Annotated in this window: 9 protein-coding genes and 1 pseudogene; 2 read left to right on the top strand and 8 right to left on the bottom strand. The window is 57.7% G+C overall.

What is annotated here, in order from left to right; translation table 11 throughout:
- Nucleotides 1-116 precede the first annotated feature (116 nt).
- The 3 genes from DH08_RS28405 to DH08_RS28395 form a co-directional block, all read right to left on the bottom strand.
- A complete protein-coding gene (locus DH08_RS28405) occupies nt 117-3,593 on the bottom strand; it encodes an ATP-binding protein (protein ID WP_192182556.1) in 3,477 nt (1,158 codons plus the stop codon).
- A complete protein-coding gene (locus DH08_RS28400) occupies nt 3,590-4,852 on the bottom strand; it encodes a metallophosphoesterase family protein (RefSeq protein ID WP_192182555.1) in 1,263 nt (420 codons plus the stop codon). The genes DH08_RS28405 and DH08_RS28400 overlap by 4 nt, the downstream gene beginning before the upstream one ends.
- 90 nt (nt 4,853-4,942) lie before the next feature.
- Nucleotides 4,943-10,510 carry a DUF3320 domain-containing protein gene (locus DH08_RS28395; protein WP_192182554.1) on the bottom strand — a complete coding sequence of 1,856 codons (5,568 nt, stop codon included), beginning with the start codon at nt 10,508-10,510 and terminating at the stop codon, nt 4,943-4,945.
- Nucleotides 10,511-11,301: 791 nt separating this feature from the next.
- Between DH08_RS28395 and DH08_RS28390 the strand changes: the two are divergent.
- Both DH08_RS28390 and DH08_RS28385 read left to right on the top strand, forming a co-directional pair.
- Nucleotides 11,302-11,749, top strand: a pseudogene (locus DH08_RS28390) (Ros/MucR family transcriptional regulator).
- 36 nt (nt 11,750-11,785) lie between these two features.
- Nucleotides 11,786-12,619, top strand: coding sequence for a thermonuclease family protein (locus DH08_RS28385; protein WP_192182553.1), 834 nt, complete (start codon nt 11,786-11,788; stop codon nt 12,617-12,619).
- 51 nt (nt 12,620-12,670) lie between these two features.
- Here DH08_RS28385 and DH08_RS28380 read toward each other — a convergent pair whose 3' ends face one another.
- The 5 genes from DH08_RS28380 to DH08_RS28360 form a co-directional block, all read right to left on the bottom strand.
- Complete coding sequence (locus tag DH08_RS28380) at nt 12,671-13,828, bottom strand: DUF4236 domain-containing protein (RefSeq protein ID WP_192182552.1); 1,158 nt, start codon at nt 13,826-13,828, stop codon at nt 12,671-12,673.
- A gap of 57 nt (nt 13,829-13,885) precedes the next feature.
- A complete protein-coding gene (locus DH08_RS28375) occupies nt 13,886-14,845 on the bottom strand; it encodes an OmpA family protein (protein WP_246801019.1) in 960 nt (319 codons plus the stop codon).
- 83 nt (nt 14,846-14,928) lie between these two features.
- Nucleotides 14,929-16,242: a hypothetical protein gene (locus DH08_RS28370; protein WP_192182550.1), complete on the bottom strand. Its 1,314-nt coding sequence runs from the start codon at nt 16,240-16,242 to the stop codon at nt 14,929-14,931.
- Nucleotides 16,242-16,838 carry a hypothetical protein gene (locus DH08_RS28365; RefSeq protein WP_210328901.1) on the bottom strand — a complete coding sequence of 199 codons (597 nt, stop codon included), beginning with the start codon at nt 16,836-16,838 and terminating at the stop codon, nt 16,242-16,244. Before DH08_RS28365 ends, DH08_RS28370 begins: the two co-directional genes overlap by 1 nt.
- A gap of 214 nt (nt 16,839-17,052) precedes the next feature.
- Nucleotides 17,053-18,492 carry a coiled-coil domain-containing protein gene (locus tag DH08_RS28360; protein ID WP_192182548.1) on the bottom strand — a complete coding sequence of 480 codons (1,440 nt, stop codon included), beginning with the start codon at nt 18,490-18,492 and terminating at the stop codon, nt 17,053-17,055.
- Nucleotides 18,493-18,498 lie beyond the last annotated feature (6 nt).

The following is an 18,498-nucleotide window of genomic DNA, read 5'->3' as shown; positions in this document are numbered from 1 at the left end:
GTTTTACTGCTGGCTACGATTCCGCTCGGGGTATCCCATTCCCAAATCCGATCGTAAGCTCTCAATGTTCAGACGAGTTGATTGATTGGAAAACACGGTTTGGCGCGACTATTAAATCACGCCTGTTCGAGCTGGTGGATCACAGCTCCTGGCACAACTGCCTTGGCGATTTCACACAAGTGCTTGTGGTGAGTCAGATAAATTACCTGACCCATGCCAGCCATATCGCCGAAAAGCCTGAAGACCTCTTCAGACCGAATATGGTCGAACGTCTCCATGATGTCGTCGGCGATGAATGGGACTGAAGGCCGGAATTCCGCGAATTCGTAGTATCCAGCGAGTCTCAATGCCAGATAGAGCTGAAAGCGCGCGCCTTTAGACAGCGCGTCTGCGACCTTGGATTGGCCGTCGCGCTGCATAGCGATGAGAACCTCGCCCCCTTTTACAGGCTGGGTTGTGAGGCCTGAATACTGGCCTTGCGTCATTAGCTTGAACGCGTCCGAGGCGCGCGCCATCATTCCAGAGCGGTGGCGCTCGCGATAGGCGCGCAAAGCATCTCCAGCCGACATAATGCCAAGCTTAAGTTCGATATAGCGTATCGCCTTATCTTCGATTTCTAACAGGATGGTGCGACGCTCAGCGTCAAGACGGGCAACAGCGCTGTCTCCGCCAATCTCGTCTATCTTGTCTGCTGCACGGGTCTGCCGGATCAGCTGTTGTTGCATGGCGCCGTCGAGCTGCAGCAATCGCTGCTCGCCTTGTCCCTTCTCGATCGCCAGGCTTTCGAAGTTGATCGCGTCCAGGATCGAGCGTGCCTGTTCAAACTTCTCCGATGCAAGTTCAGCCGCCACTCGATCCTCGAGCTCAGCTACGGTCGTCCGAAGACGATCCCTCTCTCGTAGCAGTTCATCGCGCTGCACGACATCGATCAAGGTGTCGACGCCGAACGCACTCAAAACCTCGTTCTTGCGGCGCTCGTGGATCGAAATCTTGTTGTCGAGGATATCGCGCTCGCCCTGCAAGCGTTTCAGGTCGCCCAATAGGCCTGCCTTCGCGTCGCGCGCCCTTTCGGCTCGGTCTAGGCGTTCGCCAAGGCTGACCGCTAACTGTTCCGCCTCGCCATCCTTCGTTGTCTCGCCAATATCCGCGGCGATTGCGCTGACCTCGCCAAGGAAATCGGCCCTGTCGTCTTCCATTTTTTCGATGCGAAGCCGCAGAGCGTCTCGGTCTTGCACACTTTTGGCTAGATCGCTCAACTGTTCGAGCACCGTGCTCAAGCCGGATGCGGACAAGCCATTCTCAAGCCAAGTTCCCTTGAGCGCCTCGGCTATCATAGCGAGCCACTCCTCCTCGCGTCGCTCGGCCATGGCGAGAGCACGGCGTCTGCCGGCAAGATCCTCTTCCCTGGTGTTCACGGTTCTGAGCGCCTCGGCGTACTCTGCGTCCAACTTGCGCTGCCGCTCCAGAAATAGCTCCGCTATGGCCATAGTGGCTTCCAGCGTATCATCTGGCGCCGATGTAATTCCGACGCTCGTCAGCGCCCCAATGAGTTCCATGCGGATATGCTCGCCCGAGTCGGCAGCCCGCTCTGCCTTCTTCCGAGAGAGCTCGATCTGCCCCCACGCGGCGAGCGCATCAATGCGAACCTCGATCCGATCCTCGAATAGTTCTATTAGGCGCTCAAGCGATGGCTCGATCACGTCGCCGAGCAGGCCCCTGCCGGCCTCACGGATTTCCGCCAGTTTGGTGTCAAGGTCGGTATCGAGTTGTGCGCGCTGCTTGCGCAAACGAGACAGATCTGCCGCAGCTTGGGCAAGCGCCCGAGACGTTGCGCGCATCTCGGCCAAATCCGACGCGTTCGCCAAGCGGCCTGTGCCGACACCATCATCGCGGGCCAGCGCTACGGCGAAGTCGTCAGCTGTTTCACCGGTCAGCGCAGCTCTATGCGTTGCCCAAGCTTCGTCGCGGGCGCGCCGGCTTGCTGCCGCCACTTCGTCGTCCGCCACGTCAATCGACGCACGAAGGGCATCCAATCGTGCAGCAAGCTGCGTGTGATTGCTTTCAGACTCGACAAGGCGTTCGGCAAGCACAGAGTTGGCTCTGGCCAAATCCGTCGCTATTGCATTCCAGGAAGCAATCTGCCCCGCGCTCGGAACCGCAATGCTGGCAAGCGCGCCCGCATCGCCGGCCCATGGCCGCAGCTGAGCCCGCAACGCTTCCCACCGTATAGTCCCCGCATCTTCCTCCTCATGGGCCGCCCTAACTTCGGCCAGATGGCTGCTGGCTCGGGCCTTCGACAAAGCTGAACCAAGCCTCGCCCTCACGGATTCCGGTACCGCTCTTTCCTCCCCAACTCGCTGTCTAGCCGATTGCAGCGCGTCGAGTGCAGCTGCAGTTTCGTCATGGGCGGCGCGCACCGCGGTGGCGATGCCAGACCGCTGCTCGACCATCGTGCGAAGAATCCCAACCGTGGCTGCAGGCAAAATCAGCTTCGCAGGATCCGGCTCAGAGGAGCGCCCTAACGCGCTAAGGCAGTTGGCCGCGGCATTGTCGAAAATCTGCAGCTGGACCTTGCGATTGGGCAAGTCAAAACCGGCCGAGGAATAGCGCACTTTGCTTTCCGTCAAGCTTCGGATGCGCTCAGAGATCCCCAGGATCAGCTCGTCCACGTCAGCAGATTCAATGCTTGCCATCAGACGTTCAACTTCACCGACATTGCCGGCCAAGCGCGTTCTCAGGCTCGCATCGTCATCGATAAGCTCGGTGATCGAGCCCGTCCATGTGCGCGTTGGTGAAGCAATCTCCGGTAACCCGTCCAATTGGACGAGCTTGCGCCGAACATCTGCCAGCACCGGTCGCGCGCGCTCGTATCGGGCTATGGCGTCGAGCCGCGCCGCAAGTACCGCCCGTTCGTTCACCAAGCCGTCGTACTGTTGTGCTGCGTCGAGACGTTCAGCCTCTAATCCCTCGTAAGTCGAAGCAAGCGTGTCGACGGCATCCTTGCGCGACTTCAGGTCCGCCAAACGCTTCTTCAGCACCGCCATTTCGGTACCCTGCGCCTGCTTGCGGTGTAGCGCGTCGGCCTCAGCCTCCAAGGCATTGAGCGTATCGCTTGCATGTCCAAGGCCTGCGCTGGCGGTGAACAGAAGCTTGCCAAGGTCACCTCGCGACTCCAGGATTGCCTTTCCGCCGGCCTCCAGTGTCTCGTCATCCAGTGAAAACATTGTCGCGTAGGCATCGCGAGATAGGCCGGCAAGGTGTGCCGCAATCACCACCTCGCTGACCGGCTTGCCCGTCACATCAAGGAGCGAATTGTTCCTTTGTTTCGTACGGGTGAACGCGTGCTCCACGCCCGCCAATTCAAGCACACCACCAAGACGCATGGCGCTATACTCGTGCAAGAAGTTGTATCGACTACGCTCCTCAATACCGAACAAGAGGTCTAGAAAACCGGAAAGAGCAGTCGACTTGCCGGCCTCATTCAGGCCGAACATGATATGCAAATCGGGGCCCGCTGTGGGTTTGGGTCCGAAGTCGATCGTCCGATCGGTGAACTTCCCATAGCGAATGAGGTCAAGCCGCCGCAGTCTCATGACGAGATACCCACCTTGAGGCGAGCGGTGACCTGATCAATACCCCTGGCCAGCGCTCGATCAAGGAAGAGGTCGAGGTCGGCTTCGTTCTTGCCTGCAAAGTCGCGCCCTTCCGCCGGAAGTTCGGCAACGGTCTTTTGAATGAACGCTCTCGCCTCGGCGCGGAATGCTTCCGACACCGCGTCGCTGCGCATCGATGCGGCGAGTTCATAAATCGGATCAGCCGTGTCCTCGACGGCTTCGGCTCCAGGCGAAATGACATCGAGATCGAGCTTCTCGATCCAAGTGTCACCCAGTTGCTCAGCCGCCTGTTGAGCTTCGGTAAGAAGAAGGTCCTTGTCGCGGATGAGCTGCCACGACAACGGTGACGCCCCGGTCAGATTGACTCGGGCCAAAGCATGCCGCGATCGGACAGTGGATCGCATCTGTTCAAGTGCGACGCGAATACGCGTGACGATTTCGGGCCATTCAACGGTTCCGGTAAGATCGACGCTCAGGCGTTCGAACTGCGCGACGCTGGTCAGCCTTTCCTCGATTTCGACAGACCGGTCGTCTCGTATAGTCACAAGGGTGGCCGATTTCTCGCCGGCCTCATTGATGTCCCTGCCTTGCGGCATACCCGGCATTACGACCGTTGCGCCCGCCCCGGGATAGACTTGGCGAACATGAATGTGCCCGAGCGCCCAGTAGTCGAAACCATGATTGTGCAAGTCGGCGACACTGCAGGGCGCGTACACATCGTGACCGGCAGAACCAGCCAGGCTCGTGTGCATGATACCAACATTGACCGTTCCATCACGAGCGACCGGGTACTTCGGTAACAGGCTTTCTGGCGCCTTGGGGTGCGCAAAACTCAGGCCATGGAACACGACATCCAGACCACCGGCAGTCTGCAAAGCCGATTGGGCACGACCGCTAAAAATTGTCACGGTGTCCGGAAACACGAGCTGTTTCGAGATACGTGACAGGGCGTCGTGATTGCCGCGGATCTTGAAAACCCTGATGCCTGCCTGATGCAACCGCCCGATCTGGGTCGCGACAAACCGCGCAGTCTTCATCGAAGTCTGATCGCCATCGTAGAGGTCGCCAGCAATGACCAGCGCATCCACGCGCTCTTCGAGGCACAAATCCACAATCGACGTGAATGCCTGACGGCTGGCGTCGCCTACGAGCGAAGCGAGATCCAGATTTCGCAGCGCTAGCGAACGCAGAGGTGAATCGAGATGAATGTCGGCCGTGTGAAAAAATCGAAATGCCATTCAACCTCCAGCCAAGGACAGAGCTCGTCCCAGGTTCGCCATGATTTTGGCGAGGGCGATGTAGCAGGCCCCTCACAACTTTCGCTGACTCTATTGACCGTTTGCGCCGTCTATCAGGTGCCCGTCTTGGTACCGCAACGATCCTTTCACGACAGCATCGGCAACCGCCGTTGAAACCAATTGCCTCAATTGCGCGCTTGTGGCTTTGAAGCCCAGCATCCTGGCAACGCTCGTCGCGATTTCTTCCTCCGTCGCCCCAAGATTGGATCTCACCAGCTCAATTGCTCCTTGAGCAACTTCCTCCGGCGAAATCATTTCGGGCTTGCGCAATCCAGGGGACATGACCCCACTGCGGTCCCTTAGCCGGATAGAGGCGCCAGGCTTGAAGCAAAAGTCGCCTCGCCGTGCGACTGCGCCCAGGCTCTCGGCGACAATTAGGCCGCGCTCAATTGCGTCTTGAATCCTGCCACCGGCCCGTTGCAGGCCCCACGCATCCCGAATACGCGAAACTATCTCGTCGAGATGGATCGGCGTCTCTGCAGCCACGACTTGCTCGACCAGCCCGGCCAGAATACCGGTGGGCGTCTCGTGAAGTTCAAACTGCCCGGCTCTCTGTATTTCTGCTTCCGCATAGGCCCGATCTGGTGTCTCAGCTCCGTTCGCCGTTTCCAAACCGATTTCGGTGACGCTACCTCGGTCGACTGTTACGACTTGGACGGCTGCAGCACGGCTTCTCTGGTTCCCCAACTCAGCTCGTTCAACGAGTTCTCTTTTCGCAGCTTCTATCGCTGCGACTGTTCGTTCGAGCTGTTCGCGGGGCCGTTGGAACCAATCAGCGCTCCAAATGCGGTGTATAATCCACCCATGGTCTTCCAGTACGGCCTGCCGCAGCCGATCTCGGTCTCTGGCTGAGCGCGATGAATGATACTCAGCGCCGTCGCATTCGATGCCTAGTAGGTAGCGCCCTGGCCTCTCCGGATCAGCAACTGCAAGATCGATGAAGAAGCCTGCGATGCCCACCTGTGCATGGACCTGATAGCCTTTTTCAGTCAATGCGTTGGCTACCTGTTCCTCAAAGATCGAATCCATCTCGCGGGTGGTCGTTTGCGCGAGCGAGATGCGTCCAGTCCTCGCGTAATGCAAAAAGAGCTTGAATGCGAAGACGCCTTTACCCTTTCCGCGCTCTAGGTCGATGTCCTCATCTGTGATTGACGAGTACACCTCACAGGCACGCTTGGCGCGGCTTATGAGGACGTTGAGGCGACGCTCGCCGCCTTCCGAACCGAGTGGGCCGAATCGCATGGCCATGTAGCCCTGCGCATTCTTCGCGTACCCCACTGAGATCATAATCACGTCCCGCTCGTCGCCTTGAACGTTCTCCAGGTTCTTGACGAAAAACGGCTCGCTCGGATGGGCGTGGAAGAAGTCCTCGGTATCGGGATTCAGTCGCCGCAGCGCTTCAAGCTCATCTTGGATCGCACGGCGTTGGCTAACCGAAAAAGTCGCAACTCCCAGAGACTCTTGCGGATTCGACTTCGCGTGACGAATGATCGCCTCTGCTACCGCTCGTGCCTCAATCGGGTTCGTCCCTGCCCCACCTGAGTCGAACACTCCCTCCGGCACATGATGAAACCGCAACCCCATGCCTGCTTCTTGGGTGTAGGGGCTTGGTACGATGAAGAGCCGGTTCTCATAAAACTGGCTATTCGACACGGCGATGAGTGATTGATGTCGGCTGCGGTAATGCCAGCGGAGCATACGTTGGGGCAAACCACGGGCTGTGAACAGCCCGAGTATGCTTTCGATGTCAGCTACCTGCGCGCCCTCACCCTCGTCATCCTCGAACTGCGAGCCAGTCATCTTCGCGAAGAATGTCGTCGGCGGCAGTTGCCGCTCATCGCCAACGACGACCACTTGGTTCGCCCTGGCGATCGCTCCGAGTGCGTCCACCGGCTGGATTTGAGAGGCTTCGTCCATCACTAGCAGATCGAACGACATCCGACCGGGGGACAAGAACTGCGCCACTGAAAGCGGGCTCATCATGAACACCGGCTTCAGTGCTTGGACAGCAGGCCCTGCCCTTTGCATCAATTGCCGGATAGGCATATGGCCTCTTTTGCGCGCCATCTCAGATCGAAGCAATCTAACAGGCCCGGCTCCGCCATCTCTCGAGGGAATTTTCCGATGATGAGCCGTTACGACCTCAATGGCGCTAGCTTTGATTCTCTGTCGATCTAAATCCCCAAAGTCTCGAACAGCTCTGGAATGGAGCTCGCCGTCAAACCTCGCTAACTCCGGCTCGTTCGTCGCCATCGCCATCAGCATGCGTTCGTAATAGGCCATATCGAAAACCGATCGTACCGCCCCGGTCGGAACTTGACCGTTGGCGAGGCCATCGATCAACTGCCCAAGGCCGGCCTTTCGGGCACTTTCGGATCGTTCTTCGTAGGCAACCCATTTCGAGAGCTGCTCTTGATGATCAATCCAGGACTGCAATCGAGAAATGATATCGGATATCCCGATCTCCGGGTAATCGCGCACTCCAAACAAGGAAGCAGCATCGGCTTTCAGATCGCCCGCAAGTGTCTGCAGTTCCTCGATTACCGCTTGCGTCGCGTGGTGAGTTGCACGCGCCTGAGCCGCGATCTCCAACCTTCCAGGCAACCGAGCAGCCAGGAACCGAAGCGAACCATTCTGCCTAAGCCAGTGCTCGCCTTCCACCAGAGCGGCCCAGTCAGACATACGCCCGAGCCATGACGAGCCGAATGCGGAACTCGCAAGGGTGTGGGCAGCATCGATCTCACGGGCGAGCATTTGCAATTGCTCAAGACGACGTACCAACCCAGCGCGTTCTGTGATCGAGTCTGGGGCAACAGTCAGGACCTGCCGTGATAGTTCAGCGGCCTGAGCTAGAGTGCGCGCCTTTCCTTCCAGGAGTTGGAGAGAGGCGCGCTCGGCTGAAGCCACATCGCCCAACATAGCCGATGCTAGATGACCAAGATCGTTCCAGAACCCGTCGATAATCGGCCGGCCAATTTCGATAACCTTGCGAACTCGCGCCGCACGCGCACCGGCCTCGGAGCGTTCCGCAATCCGGCCTGCTATAATACGGGGCTCCGAACCAAGCCCCCGCAACGTGCGCATCCACTCCACCAGCGCCAGGAGCGGTGCAGAAGGCGATCGCTCTCCGCGCCAATCTGCTCCAAAGGCGGAACGGCCAAAAGCGTCGCCCTCGCGTACTCTCGCAGCGGCCGCCTGCCCTTTCATCAAAAGGTCTAGGATACGGATCGTCTCCGCCGCAGGTCCGGTAGAGTCGATTAGAATTGACCGCACGAGTGCTGTGGCGCGGCGGTAGTCGCCGTTCACCGCTTTCAATATTCCAGTGTGTGTAGCGAGCGCTTGCCGCGCCCCAGCCACGTCGGTGCTCCAAGCAGCGTCAATGACTCTCCCGTGGAGTTCGGCTCGAGCATCTTCAAGGGTCGCTATGCTTTCCGCCAAGTCACCCGCCTGCTCAAGCCCAGAGTCCCAGACTGTGGCTGCGAAAGCCTCGGGACTTGCGTCAGGGGCTGCCGCCACTCTCTCGCCAGTCACTACCAGCCTTTGCAGTCCAGCGAGCGTGTCTGGCAGCACTGCCGAGCCCAGTTCCTGATTCAGCCGTTCCGCTTCATCTCTTAAGCGCGGCAGCAGAATGGTCAGTTGTTGCGCACGAACGAAACCGTCTTTTGGAAATTCCAGTGGCAGACCTGCAATTGCTGCCTGAAGGCCTTCGATTGGCGTGTCGATCGCCCTCGCTGACAAATGCTCTGACAGCTCCTCGGATTTGCGAGCAAACTCGGAACCTGTCCAAAGCACCGATGAAATGTCTTTTGACCGCTCGTCCCACACAGACGAGACCAGTGCTTCGGCAGGAAAAGTAGGCGCTGAGGCAAGAAGTCCAGCGCGATCTCGTATCAAGCCACTATCGCTGAGACGGCGGGGAGATTCGGCCTCGACCTGCTCGGCGAGTGAGGCCAACTGTTCCTGAACAGCGTTGGCTCGATGCAACAAGGATTCAATGCGCGGAACAAGCCGCTCGATGGTGGTTGGCAGAACGACGTCCAATCCCACCCCTCGCCAAGGGTGTTGGATTGGCAAACCGATTTCGTTGATCCGTTGAGAAACCTCGTCAAGCAGCTTACGGCGTGCCGAAACTCCGTCACTCGTCCAACCGGTGGCATCTTCAAGTTCTATGTCTACAGGTTTTTGCCCGTTCTGCCTGAGCCGGGTCAGCTGGCCGAAAACCTGATAAGGCGTCAGTTCGGACGCGCCAAATTGGACATGCATCCGTCCGGCATGTGCATTGAGCTTATCGCGCGCCTCCAGCAGCCGGTCGGTAAGCGCAGAAGGGAGTTGTCCTCGAGGCGATCCGAGCTGCCAAGTACGCCGCAGCTCCTCTAGCATCATGCGCTTGTTCGCCTTGTTACTATGGAGTTCCAGACAAGCGTCGCCTACCCCGGTATTATCAAGGCGTCGTTTCACTACCTCCAGCGCGGCCATCTTTTCGGCCACGAAAAGCACTGTCTTTCCGTCTGCTACGGCCGACGCGATAATGTTGGCGATCGTCTGCGATTTTCCTGTGCCGGGGGGACCTTGGATCACAAGGTCGCGACCCTTTCTGACATCGTGGATCGCAAGCGTCTGGGAACTGTCGCTGTCGACGATATGCAACATTTCCGCAGGCGCAATGTGCGGATCAATCGCGATATCGTCAGACATCAGCGGATCGCGTGTTTCAAAGCCATCTGAAAGAAGCGACCGGATCTTCGGTTGGTCGAGAATCTTGGTGCCCTCGGGCCAGATGTCGGAATCGAGATCTCGGTACATCAAGAACTTCGCGAACGAGAAGAAGCCAAGGACCATATCGTCGCGAAGCACTTCCCAACCCTCTTTGGTTGACACTGCTTCGGCAACGGCATCGAGATAGCCTGAGGCCTCGAAGTCGTCCCCCGCTTCAAAGGGCGGCATGGCAAGCTTGTGCATGCGATCCAGATACAGTTCCAAGGAGAGGTTTGCGCTCTGGTCCTCCGGCCTAGCGCGCAGGCGGAATTTCTCTCCAGCAGTTCCTCGCTCGAGCCGAACCGGCACCAAAATGAGCGGCGCTTGACGGATGTTTTCTTTGTTGTTGGGGTCAACCCACTTCAGCATTCCAAGAGCGAGAAACAGGATGTTGACGCCCTGCTCCTCCTCCAGAGTTCTGGCATCGTGGTAGAGATCAAGGAGCCGGCGTTGTAGACCGGTTGGGGTCATCCGCGTCTGCAGTTTGGTGTCTAAATGTCGCGCAGACACCCGCTTATCGTCGACTTCATCGTCCTCTGGCTGGGCAAGGGAAATGGGGGAGTAGTCAATCTCGTCATCCGCGGTGATGCCTTCTTGGCTCGCCTTCGGTCTATCAGGCTTGCCGGCGAGGAAGGTAAATGCCTTCCCTTCGTTCACCAGCAACCGGTAGATCTCGGATGACCTCTCATCGACGATGTCGATCGTTTTCGCGCTCTTGGAAAACCGCGGCACGTTCAAAAGCCGATTGCGGGCGGAAAGATCGAGCAGCTCCATCCTGGCGCGCTCGAGTTTCTCCCTTAGAGGCAGATCGCTTTGGAAGACGGATTTTTCGACGTCTGACAATTACACCCCCCGTGCAGAACGGAACACATAGAGCCTACACAATGGCAGCCGCAACAAAAAACAGTCCATTCCGAAATTTACGAATAAAGGCCTCAGACCGAGCGTGCCTCAACATTTCTGAATGCGATAGGACGGGCCATAGATTTCGACTTTTGCCTGCCTCAAGCAATCGCGCGGTCTGCCGAGAGTGTAAAAAATCGACGGCATCAGCAAACCGCGACCGCAATACCTTGCCGTTCTTGTTTTGTTCCTGCCCACGCGCATTCTCAGACAATGCAGAAACCCATGACCTTCTAGGAGACGGCTGAGAATCCTTCTTCGTAGGAAAAACCAGCTTTCAGCCCCCTTTTGACGTGCAGTCAATCGGTATCCGACGATGACGGTCTCTCGGGCGGCGTAAGTTGCCGCTTCGATTATATCATCATCATCCATCGGAAACCCGTCTCGAACTCGTAAGGCCCCGGCACTTGGGGCTCGCCGCAATTTCTCAAGCTCACCGGGAGTGCAAGCGCGCGGAGGCGCTTTCTTGGGCGGGCGTTTGGAATATGTCACGATCTGGGCCTTTGTCTGATTTCTCCAGTGTAGGTCTCCCACTCGTCTATTCTCAAGCCAATTCCTCCACTGTATACAGAGAAAATTGCCGTCTCGTCAGGCGACCATCGCTGTCCGTGTGGCCAACCCTCTTGTTAACAATACAATAGTTCGTGCAGGATTGGATTCGGTCGACCGGCTTCTTTGAAGTAAGGTCGGGAATAGCTGGCTGCGCTGGCAATTTTTTTCGGAGCATTGAATTGGCCAACGAACCTCATAACCACTTAGGATCGATCATCGAGCTCACCGCCGACATTGTTTCAGCTTATGTCAGCAAAGATGCTGTCCCTGTGTCGTCGCTGCCGTATCTCATAGAGAGTGTGGATTCGTCATTGGCGCGAATTGATCAGCCTGTAGAAGCTAGCCCGCACAGGTTTCCCTGCGGTTAACCCCAAGCGATCGGTGACGCCCGACTACATCGTCTGCCTCGAGGATGGAAAGAAATTCAGGTCGCTCAAGCGACATCTGACCACCTATTGCGGTCTAACTCCCGACGAGTACCGGCAAAAATGGGGACTGCCGCATGACTATCCGATGGTCGCTCCCAACTGTTCGGCAAGCCGATCCAATCTCGCCAAATCGATGGGTCTCGGGCGCAAGGCAGCAACAGCAAAAAAGGCACCGGCTAAAAGAGGAAAGGCACGGTAGGTCTGTCTCGTTTTTTCTCGCGTTGAGAGTTAGCAATTGAAGAGCGATCGGCAATCCCACCGACGCCGGACGCGCCCAAGGCGCGGGCGGCAAAGCTCTTTTGGCCGCGTTTCCGGTAGCGGAGCCATTGCCATCATATCCTTAGCAATCGCTGGCCTGGCTGCATCAGCGTACGCCGCTTTTTCACTAACGGGAGGCAGCCACAACGAACTTGGCAAAGTCATAACCAACTGGACTGCTGCAAACCCACCGGCCATCATGGGGACGGCTTCGGTCGTGGATGGGGATACCATCGAGGTGCATGGTCAACGCATCCGTTTCAACGGTATCGATGCGCCTGAAAGTCGTCAGCTCTGCAAAGGTGCCAATGGTGTGGATTATCCCTGCGGGCGTCGATCGGCCGAGGCCCTGGACACCTTCTTGGCCGCGTCTCGTCCGGTGCAGTGCACCTTCGTGACATGGGATAGGTATCACCGCTTCGTCGGCGATTGTCGCCGCGCCGATGGCGCCAGCGTCGCCTCCTGGATGGTAGAACATGGTCAAGCTCTAGATTGGCCTCGATACAGCAACGGCGCCTACGCGCGACAGCAGGCGCAAGCGAAAGCTGCCAAGGTCGGACTGTGGACTGGTGAATTCGAAGCGCCATGGGATTGGCGCTCTGGTCATTCTGACGATCCAAAGCCTTCAACGAACCATAAACTCGGTCTGATCACCCATGGTCAGATAGCGCAGAGCTACTCATGCCAGCCTCGACGCTATTGCTCTCAGATTTCCTCATGCGAGGAAGCGCATTGGTACCTGAACAACTGCTCATGGGGAAGCAAGCTCGACCGGGATGGCGATGGGATACCTTGCGAGGGCCTCTGCTGATCCGGCAAAGTGCTGACCGGGTTCCTCACCCCAGGTTGAGCCTCTGCTCATTCAGAATCTACTTGTTAGGCTAAGTTGTCCCGCCGAATGCGTTGACGATCGGACCCCGTGCACTTGGGCGAGCGCCGATATCGCCTGGCAGAATGGCTGACTGACATCCGTTTTCGAAAACTCAACCAGTTCATTCAACCCGCTCGCGCTCGATAGCCGCAATGCCTCATATCGGCAGATGGGAATCTGCCGATTGTTTTTGAACCGCCTGTCCGGGCCGCCGCTTTTGTTAGGATGCGCCCAGGTATGACCAACAACCTGAGCGTCGGATGGCACTTGGCCGGTCTCGATGAAATTGCTTGGCGCGAATTGCGTCCGAAGGTCGCCATAGCCGATAGCGCCATACCGGTTTCCGTCTTTCACGAGGACCAGATCTGGCATGAAGTATAGCACTTGCCGACCCACGTGGATCGAAGGCGGTGTAACGTTGCTGCGAACAACTTTCGGCAAAGAGCTCTCAAGTGTCGTGGGCTTTTTGTCGACAAGCATGCTGGCCCCGGCGTTGCGCTTCCAAGTCGTCAGATCCTCGATCTTGCCCCCTGCCGCAACATGCCACCTTCCTGCGCAACCAGTGAGCGTTTCGAACGCGGCAACCAGTCTGCCATAGGCAGCCTCGGCATCTTGCTCCAGATCGTAATAGAGCACGCTAACCCGGCGATAACCGTCGAACCATTTGCCGATCAGCATACCCGGTAGAAATGCAGCGATACCCAACACCGGTGCGGCACCTCCGAGCTTCGTTCCCACGAGGAAGCCTGCTATCCCGAACAGAACCGCGAGCGCTACCGAAAGCCGCGTCTGCGATTGCCTGGCATTGATTTCATCGAGCACATTGGCAAACGTCTCATCCCGCATGTCCATCACATCGCCGGACTCGATCTCTCTCATCACGACGCCATCGGCGACGTATTCCGGCGCTGGCGGTTGCGGCTGTGCTTGAAGCGTTTGGGGTGCTTGCTGTCGGGCAATTTTCTTCGCGCCGGCTTTCCCGAGCGTGCCGCGATAATAGAGTCCGCCAACACCCGCATGGATATAATGGCCTCGCGGACCCGTGCCGATCCGAAGGCCCTTTACGCCAACAGAGACGCCAACCCCGCCCGACGAAAAGTTGAACCGGAACGGTCCGGCGCTGATCGATTTTCGAACGTAAAACCCCATCCCTCGAGTTCCCCAACTCAATTGCTGTGAGCTAAGTCACCAGCATTCTTTTCCCGCTCATGACTTCGGTCCCCCAGCCGGCGCGAGGTCCGTCTCGCGGGAGCGCTGTCTCACCCTAATTTCTATTCGCCTTCTCGCCTTCACGTCGCCAGCCTGCGCTCCGTCGGTCAGATGGTCGCCAGGCAATATCAGCTGACCACCCGACATCGGCAGGATGGTGAACCCTTTCAGTTCGGGCATATCGCGAAGTATACTCGTGACCGAGATTGCTCGTGCCAGCCCAAGGCCAGCGTTGTCGGCTGGATGAAGCGTGCCAACCTCGACCTTGCGGGCCAGGACCGGTTGGAGACCTTTGTCCATGTTCGATGACTGACCGGACATCGCCTGCTCGTCCGTGTGTCCAATCACCTCGATGACATCGACGCCGTATGACGTTGCAATGCCCGCAATCGTCTTCGACAGATCGCGCAGCCTCGTCCTAAAGCGATCGGAAAGCTCCGCGCTTCCGGTATCGAAATTATAGCCATCGAGTTCGCTGAGACTGATGATCGGCGGCCAATCGTGCTTGGCAGCTGCGGCAGGCTCGTCTGCCTTCTTCAGCGCATCTGAAAGGTCCTTGGAGGTCTTGGCCGTGCCAACATAGCCAAACTCCTTCAGCACCTTCATGTGCTCGATCATCGCCTTGGCTTGATCGACGTCGACATCGTTCTGAGAAAGGACTTTGGTGACCGGGACCTTTTTCACCACTTCTTCGACCGAAAGCCCAGCCTTTGTGATCGTTTCGATAGCGTCTTTGGCCAGGACCAATTCACGCCATTCCTGGTCAGGCAGGTTGCGTCCAGTCGCGGCTTTGGCCATTGCATTCAGTTGAGCAAGCAGCCGCTTGTTTTCCTCGTCGAGCTTCCGAGCTTCCTCCCTAAGGGATTGGGCAAGCTTCTGTGCCTCCGCAACCTGTTTCTCCTTCTTGGCGATGATTGCGCCGGCGGCAAGCAGAAGGCAAAACACCAGAAGCAGCATGGTCTCGGCCATAGTCAGGCCAAGGATCAGGCCGCGGCCGTACCCCTTGCGCTCGAAAGCGACTGCTGTTCCGCCGACCTCGCTCACCTACCCCACCAGCTTGTTCTTCTCGGAGGATCAACCTTCTCTGCCTGCGGCGCCCCGCTCAAGGTTTGGAAGGAATCGCCTTGCGCGCCGTCGGAAATCTTGATTGTCGCCTCTTCACCAACACTGGTGGCAGGTGTCACCTCTCGTGCTGGATCGATTACTATCGCGCCGTTGGCGGGATGGTTCGTGCGAACGACCTGAAGACTGTTTTCCGCAAGCGTTGCAACGAGTTCGCTCGTGTCCCTACTTTGCTTTTGGACCACCGCCGCAAGCGCCTCGGTCAAGCGCTGCTGCGCTTGAACAGTTTCTGCAGTCTTTTCTGCCGCGGCTGCCGCCCGCTCCACGCCACTTGCGACCTTCGCCACTGCATCGGCAAGACCGGTCATACGCGCTTGCTGCTCCTGCGAGGCCGTCTCGGTTTTCACCGCATATTGCGCGACAGCGCTGCCGAGGAGCTTCACCATCGGTGCCAGATCGTTCTTCAGCACCTCGTCCGGAACGACAACTTTCTCCAGCTTCGTGGCCACGGTGTCAGCTTGTTCGCCGAGCCTACTGACCGACGAGGACATCGAGCCGTTGGCTTTGTCGAGCAAATCCGCGGCAGCCTCGACACGTTGCGCAATCGACGAGAATTGACTTTCGACCTGCCCGAAATTGTCTTTGAGCGCGTCGCTAAGTTTGGCTGACGCCTCCTGGACCGGCTTGATCGATTCCATCGCGATCTTGTCCAGGGCGGATCTAATATGCTCGCCGTTGCGCTCGGCCTGAACGGCAATCTCCGCGAAGCCTTCTTCTAGCATTTGATGGCTGACGCGGCGAAAGTCGGCAAATTCCCTGGTCACGCTTTCCATCTCGGCTCTGACACGCCGTGTCATATCGGCGAGTTCGTGCCTAGCCGTCCGTTCAATATCCGCAGGGTCGCGGCGCATCTGATTGTAGAAAATTCTGAGCGCAATACCGGTGATCGTCGACGCAACCGCGATGCCGAAGTTCCTAACGATGGTCTCAGTTGAGCCTTCAGATCCGAACTGAAACAACGAGACCCCGAGGCTCGTCAGGGTGAACAGGAAGCCCATGTAGTAGAGATTGTCACCGGTTTGCTCATCGTGAAGCCGCAGCTTCCCCGTGAAAACCGAAACGCCGAGATAGAAGAACATCAGGCAGACTGGTGCACCCGCCGCCACAATCGGGTTGACACCCCAAAACTTCGCGACGGCGATGAACACACAGCCGCCCAGGGTCAGCACCGCAAAGACGACAAGAGGAAAGCCTAGATGGCCCAACAGGGCGTTGTCACGCTTCCTAGCCATCAGTTTAACCCCTCTAAGCCAACCAGCTTTTCGAACTCGCCATGATGGTTCTGGACCCATTGCGTCCAGAACTCGGCATGATCGAGGGACTGAAATGGCTTCTTTGTCCGGTCGATATAGAGAATTGTTACGTCCACCCCATCAAGCGACGTGCCGTAGGTCCGATCGGCGGCGCTATTGAGGTATTTCTTGTAATCGAGCCCCGACCGGTACTGCGAATAAAGCGCCGTATGCTCTATCATGTCTGAGGCGACCACCAATCGCTTTGCGCTACCCTGTTTCGCCAAGCTGCTATCGAAGAGCGACAATTTGATTTTCTGGATGCCGGCCATGATCGGAGACTGGCTCGCGGAGTCAGCGTTCGGAATTTCGTCAGGAAGCTTGTTCAAAGGATCGCCGAAGGCGTTTTCCCACTTCTTTTGACGCCGCGCCGGATTGTTGGTCCAACTATCCACCGTCGACCCATCACCCGGATTGCATCCATCGAACATCACGGTCAGATCGCCGGGGGCCGAGTTAAGGGTATAAATTCTCACATAGCCGCCCGGCTCGACCCGCCCGATAGTCTTGCGGAACTCGTTCTTCAGATCGGCCATAGTCGTTGCCGAAATCGGATCAGTGGCGTCGATTAGAACCGCCGTGAGACTGACTGGGCCGTCCAACGGGCAATTCGTAATGGCGTCGATCTGCCCCTTGTCAGATCGCGACCACATCCAACCAAAGCCGGTCAACATCGCAACCGATAGCACCCCAAGGGCGACAGCCGCGACGATCGTGCTCGCATGGCCCTTCTTCCGCCTGCGAGACCGCCTAGCCATTCACGCTGTCCGGATGAAGCTTATCGAGGTCGCGGTACTGCTCAATTCCCCGCTCGCATTCCTGGCCAATTAGGCGGACCTGAACGTTGAGCTCCTTCTGCGCCTCGCAGATCGAGGCGCCAACGTCTCCCTCGCTCCACTCCCCGTCGCCCGAGACATGGGGCTTGATGCGATCGAGTTTGTAAGGCGCCCCGAAATGCTTGGGCGCAGGCTCCGTTCTGGCCTGGACGTTGGCTTCTCTGTATTTCGAGAGAAGCTGGTTACAGGCTCTCTCCAATTGGTCCTGATGCTGCGCAAAAAGCGCCAGAAGCCTCGACCGATGATCGACGATCGCGCGATGCTCCCTGCGACGACTGCCGAGTTCCCTGACGATGTCCTCGACCTTTTCATTGTGGTCGTCGCGAACGTCTTGCAGTTCTTCGATTAACTCCTTCTTGCGGTCGATGTAGTCCTCTCGCCTAGCGACCAAGCGATTTTCAACGCCCGCGTAACCCGGATAAGGGTCGAACACGAACCAGCCGTCGATAAATGCGAAAATCGAAAACATAAGGCCGATCCCAAACAATAGCCACGACTTCACATCCGTGAGGCCCGCTGGATTGGCGAGCATGTTGCGGATGACCTCTGTACCGGCACCATCGGCGAGCGAGCCACTCACCTCGCGATAGTGCGCCAGGGCCAGATTTATGGTCACGGCGAGGCCGACATACACAACGACCGAAGCGATCCCTACCAGCTTTCCAAAGATCGACCGGTGGGTGACTAGGCGAGCGCAGAAAACCGCGAGGAGCAAAGCGGCGCCGATGTTGATGAAGGAGAATGCCGCGGCCTCTAGGATGCCTCCAAAGAACCCCTGCTCGTTTCCCTTGGCAAGGAAGCTGCCGTTCATCGCTGTCTCGATGAGAAATAGGAACAACAGCAGAGAGAGCCGTAAAAGATGAGCCGCGCCGTGCTGAACCCGCGCGGCGCGAACCAGGCCGTGCTTCTCCTTAAACCAGGCGTGCTCTTTCTCAGCGTCGTTAAGAGCCCTCCTCATTCCATGGAGTTCATCCAGTCCGACCGCAACCGAAGCTTTGAAGTCCGACACGCTGGCCGCATTCGCCTGACGGATTAGGCCGAATTGTTCTTCGAAATCGAGGCCGGCAAGACGTCCGCCAAGAAGCTGCAGGCTGTCCTCAAGAGTATGATATGAAGCCTTTTTCTCGTCCTCAACGCGTTCGATGATGGCATGTTCGACATCGTCGAGATTCTTAGCGCTCTTCGGGGGCTGGTTCCCCTCACCACGCTCCTTCCCGCGACCAGCGAGATCCATATCGCGATCAATCTTGGCGACATCCAAGCTGCCGAACAGCTGGGTGCTCGCTCGGAAATCATGGTTGGATTCGCGCAGAGATTCGCGCAGCCTGTTTAGCTTTTCGAATTTAGAGCCCACGCCCCT

Source organism: Mesorhizobium amorphae (genome assembly GCF_014843845.1).
GTDB lineage: Bacteria > Pseudomonadota > Alphaproteobacteria > Rhizobiales > Rhizobiaceae > Mesorhizobium > Mesorhizobium amorphae_A.
The sequence above is the reverse complement of the archived record's forward strand: the minus strand, read 5'-3'. Positions and strand labels throughout refer to the sequence as shown.

What these genes read in the sequence shown, in the direction of transcription:
- DH08_RS28405 (WP_192182556.1), bottom strand. Translation starts at nt 3,593, where the DNA reads ATGAGACTGCGGCGGCTTGACCTCATTCGCTATGGGAAGTTCACCGAT.
- DH08_RS28400 (WP_192182555.1), bottom strand. Translation starts at nt 4,852, where the DNA reads ATGGCATTTCGATTTTTTCACACGGCCGACATTCATCTCGATTCACCT.
- DH08_RS28380 (WP_192182552.1), bottom strand. Translation starts at nt 13,828, where the DNA reads ATGGGGTTTTACGTTCGAAAATCGATCAGCGCCGGACCGTTCCGGTTC.
- DH08_RS28375 (WP_246801019.1), bottom strand. Translation starts at nt 14,845, where the DNA reads ATGCTGCTTCTGGTGTTTTGCCTTCTGCTTGCCGCCGGCGCAATCATC.
- DH08_RS28370 (WP_192182550.1), bottom strand. Translation starts at nt 16,242, where the DNA reads ATGGCTAGGAAGCGTGACAACGCCCTGTTGGGCCATCTAGGCTTTCCT.
- DH08_RS28365 (WP_210328901.1), bottom strand. Translation starts at nt 16,838, where the DNA reads ATGGCCGATCTGAAGAACGAGTTCCGCAAGACTATCGGGCGGGTCGAG.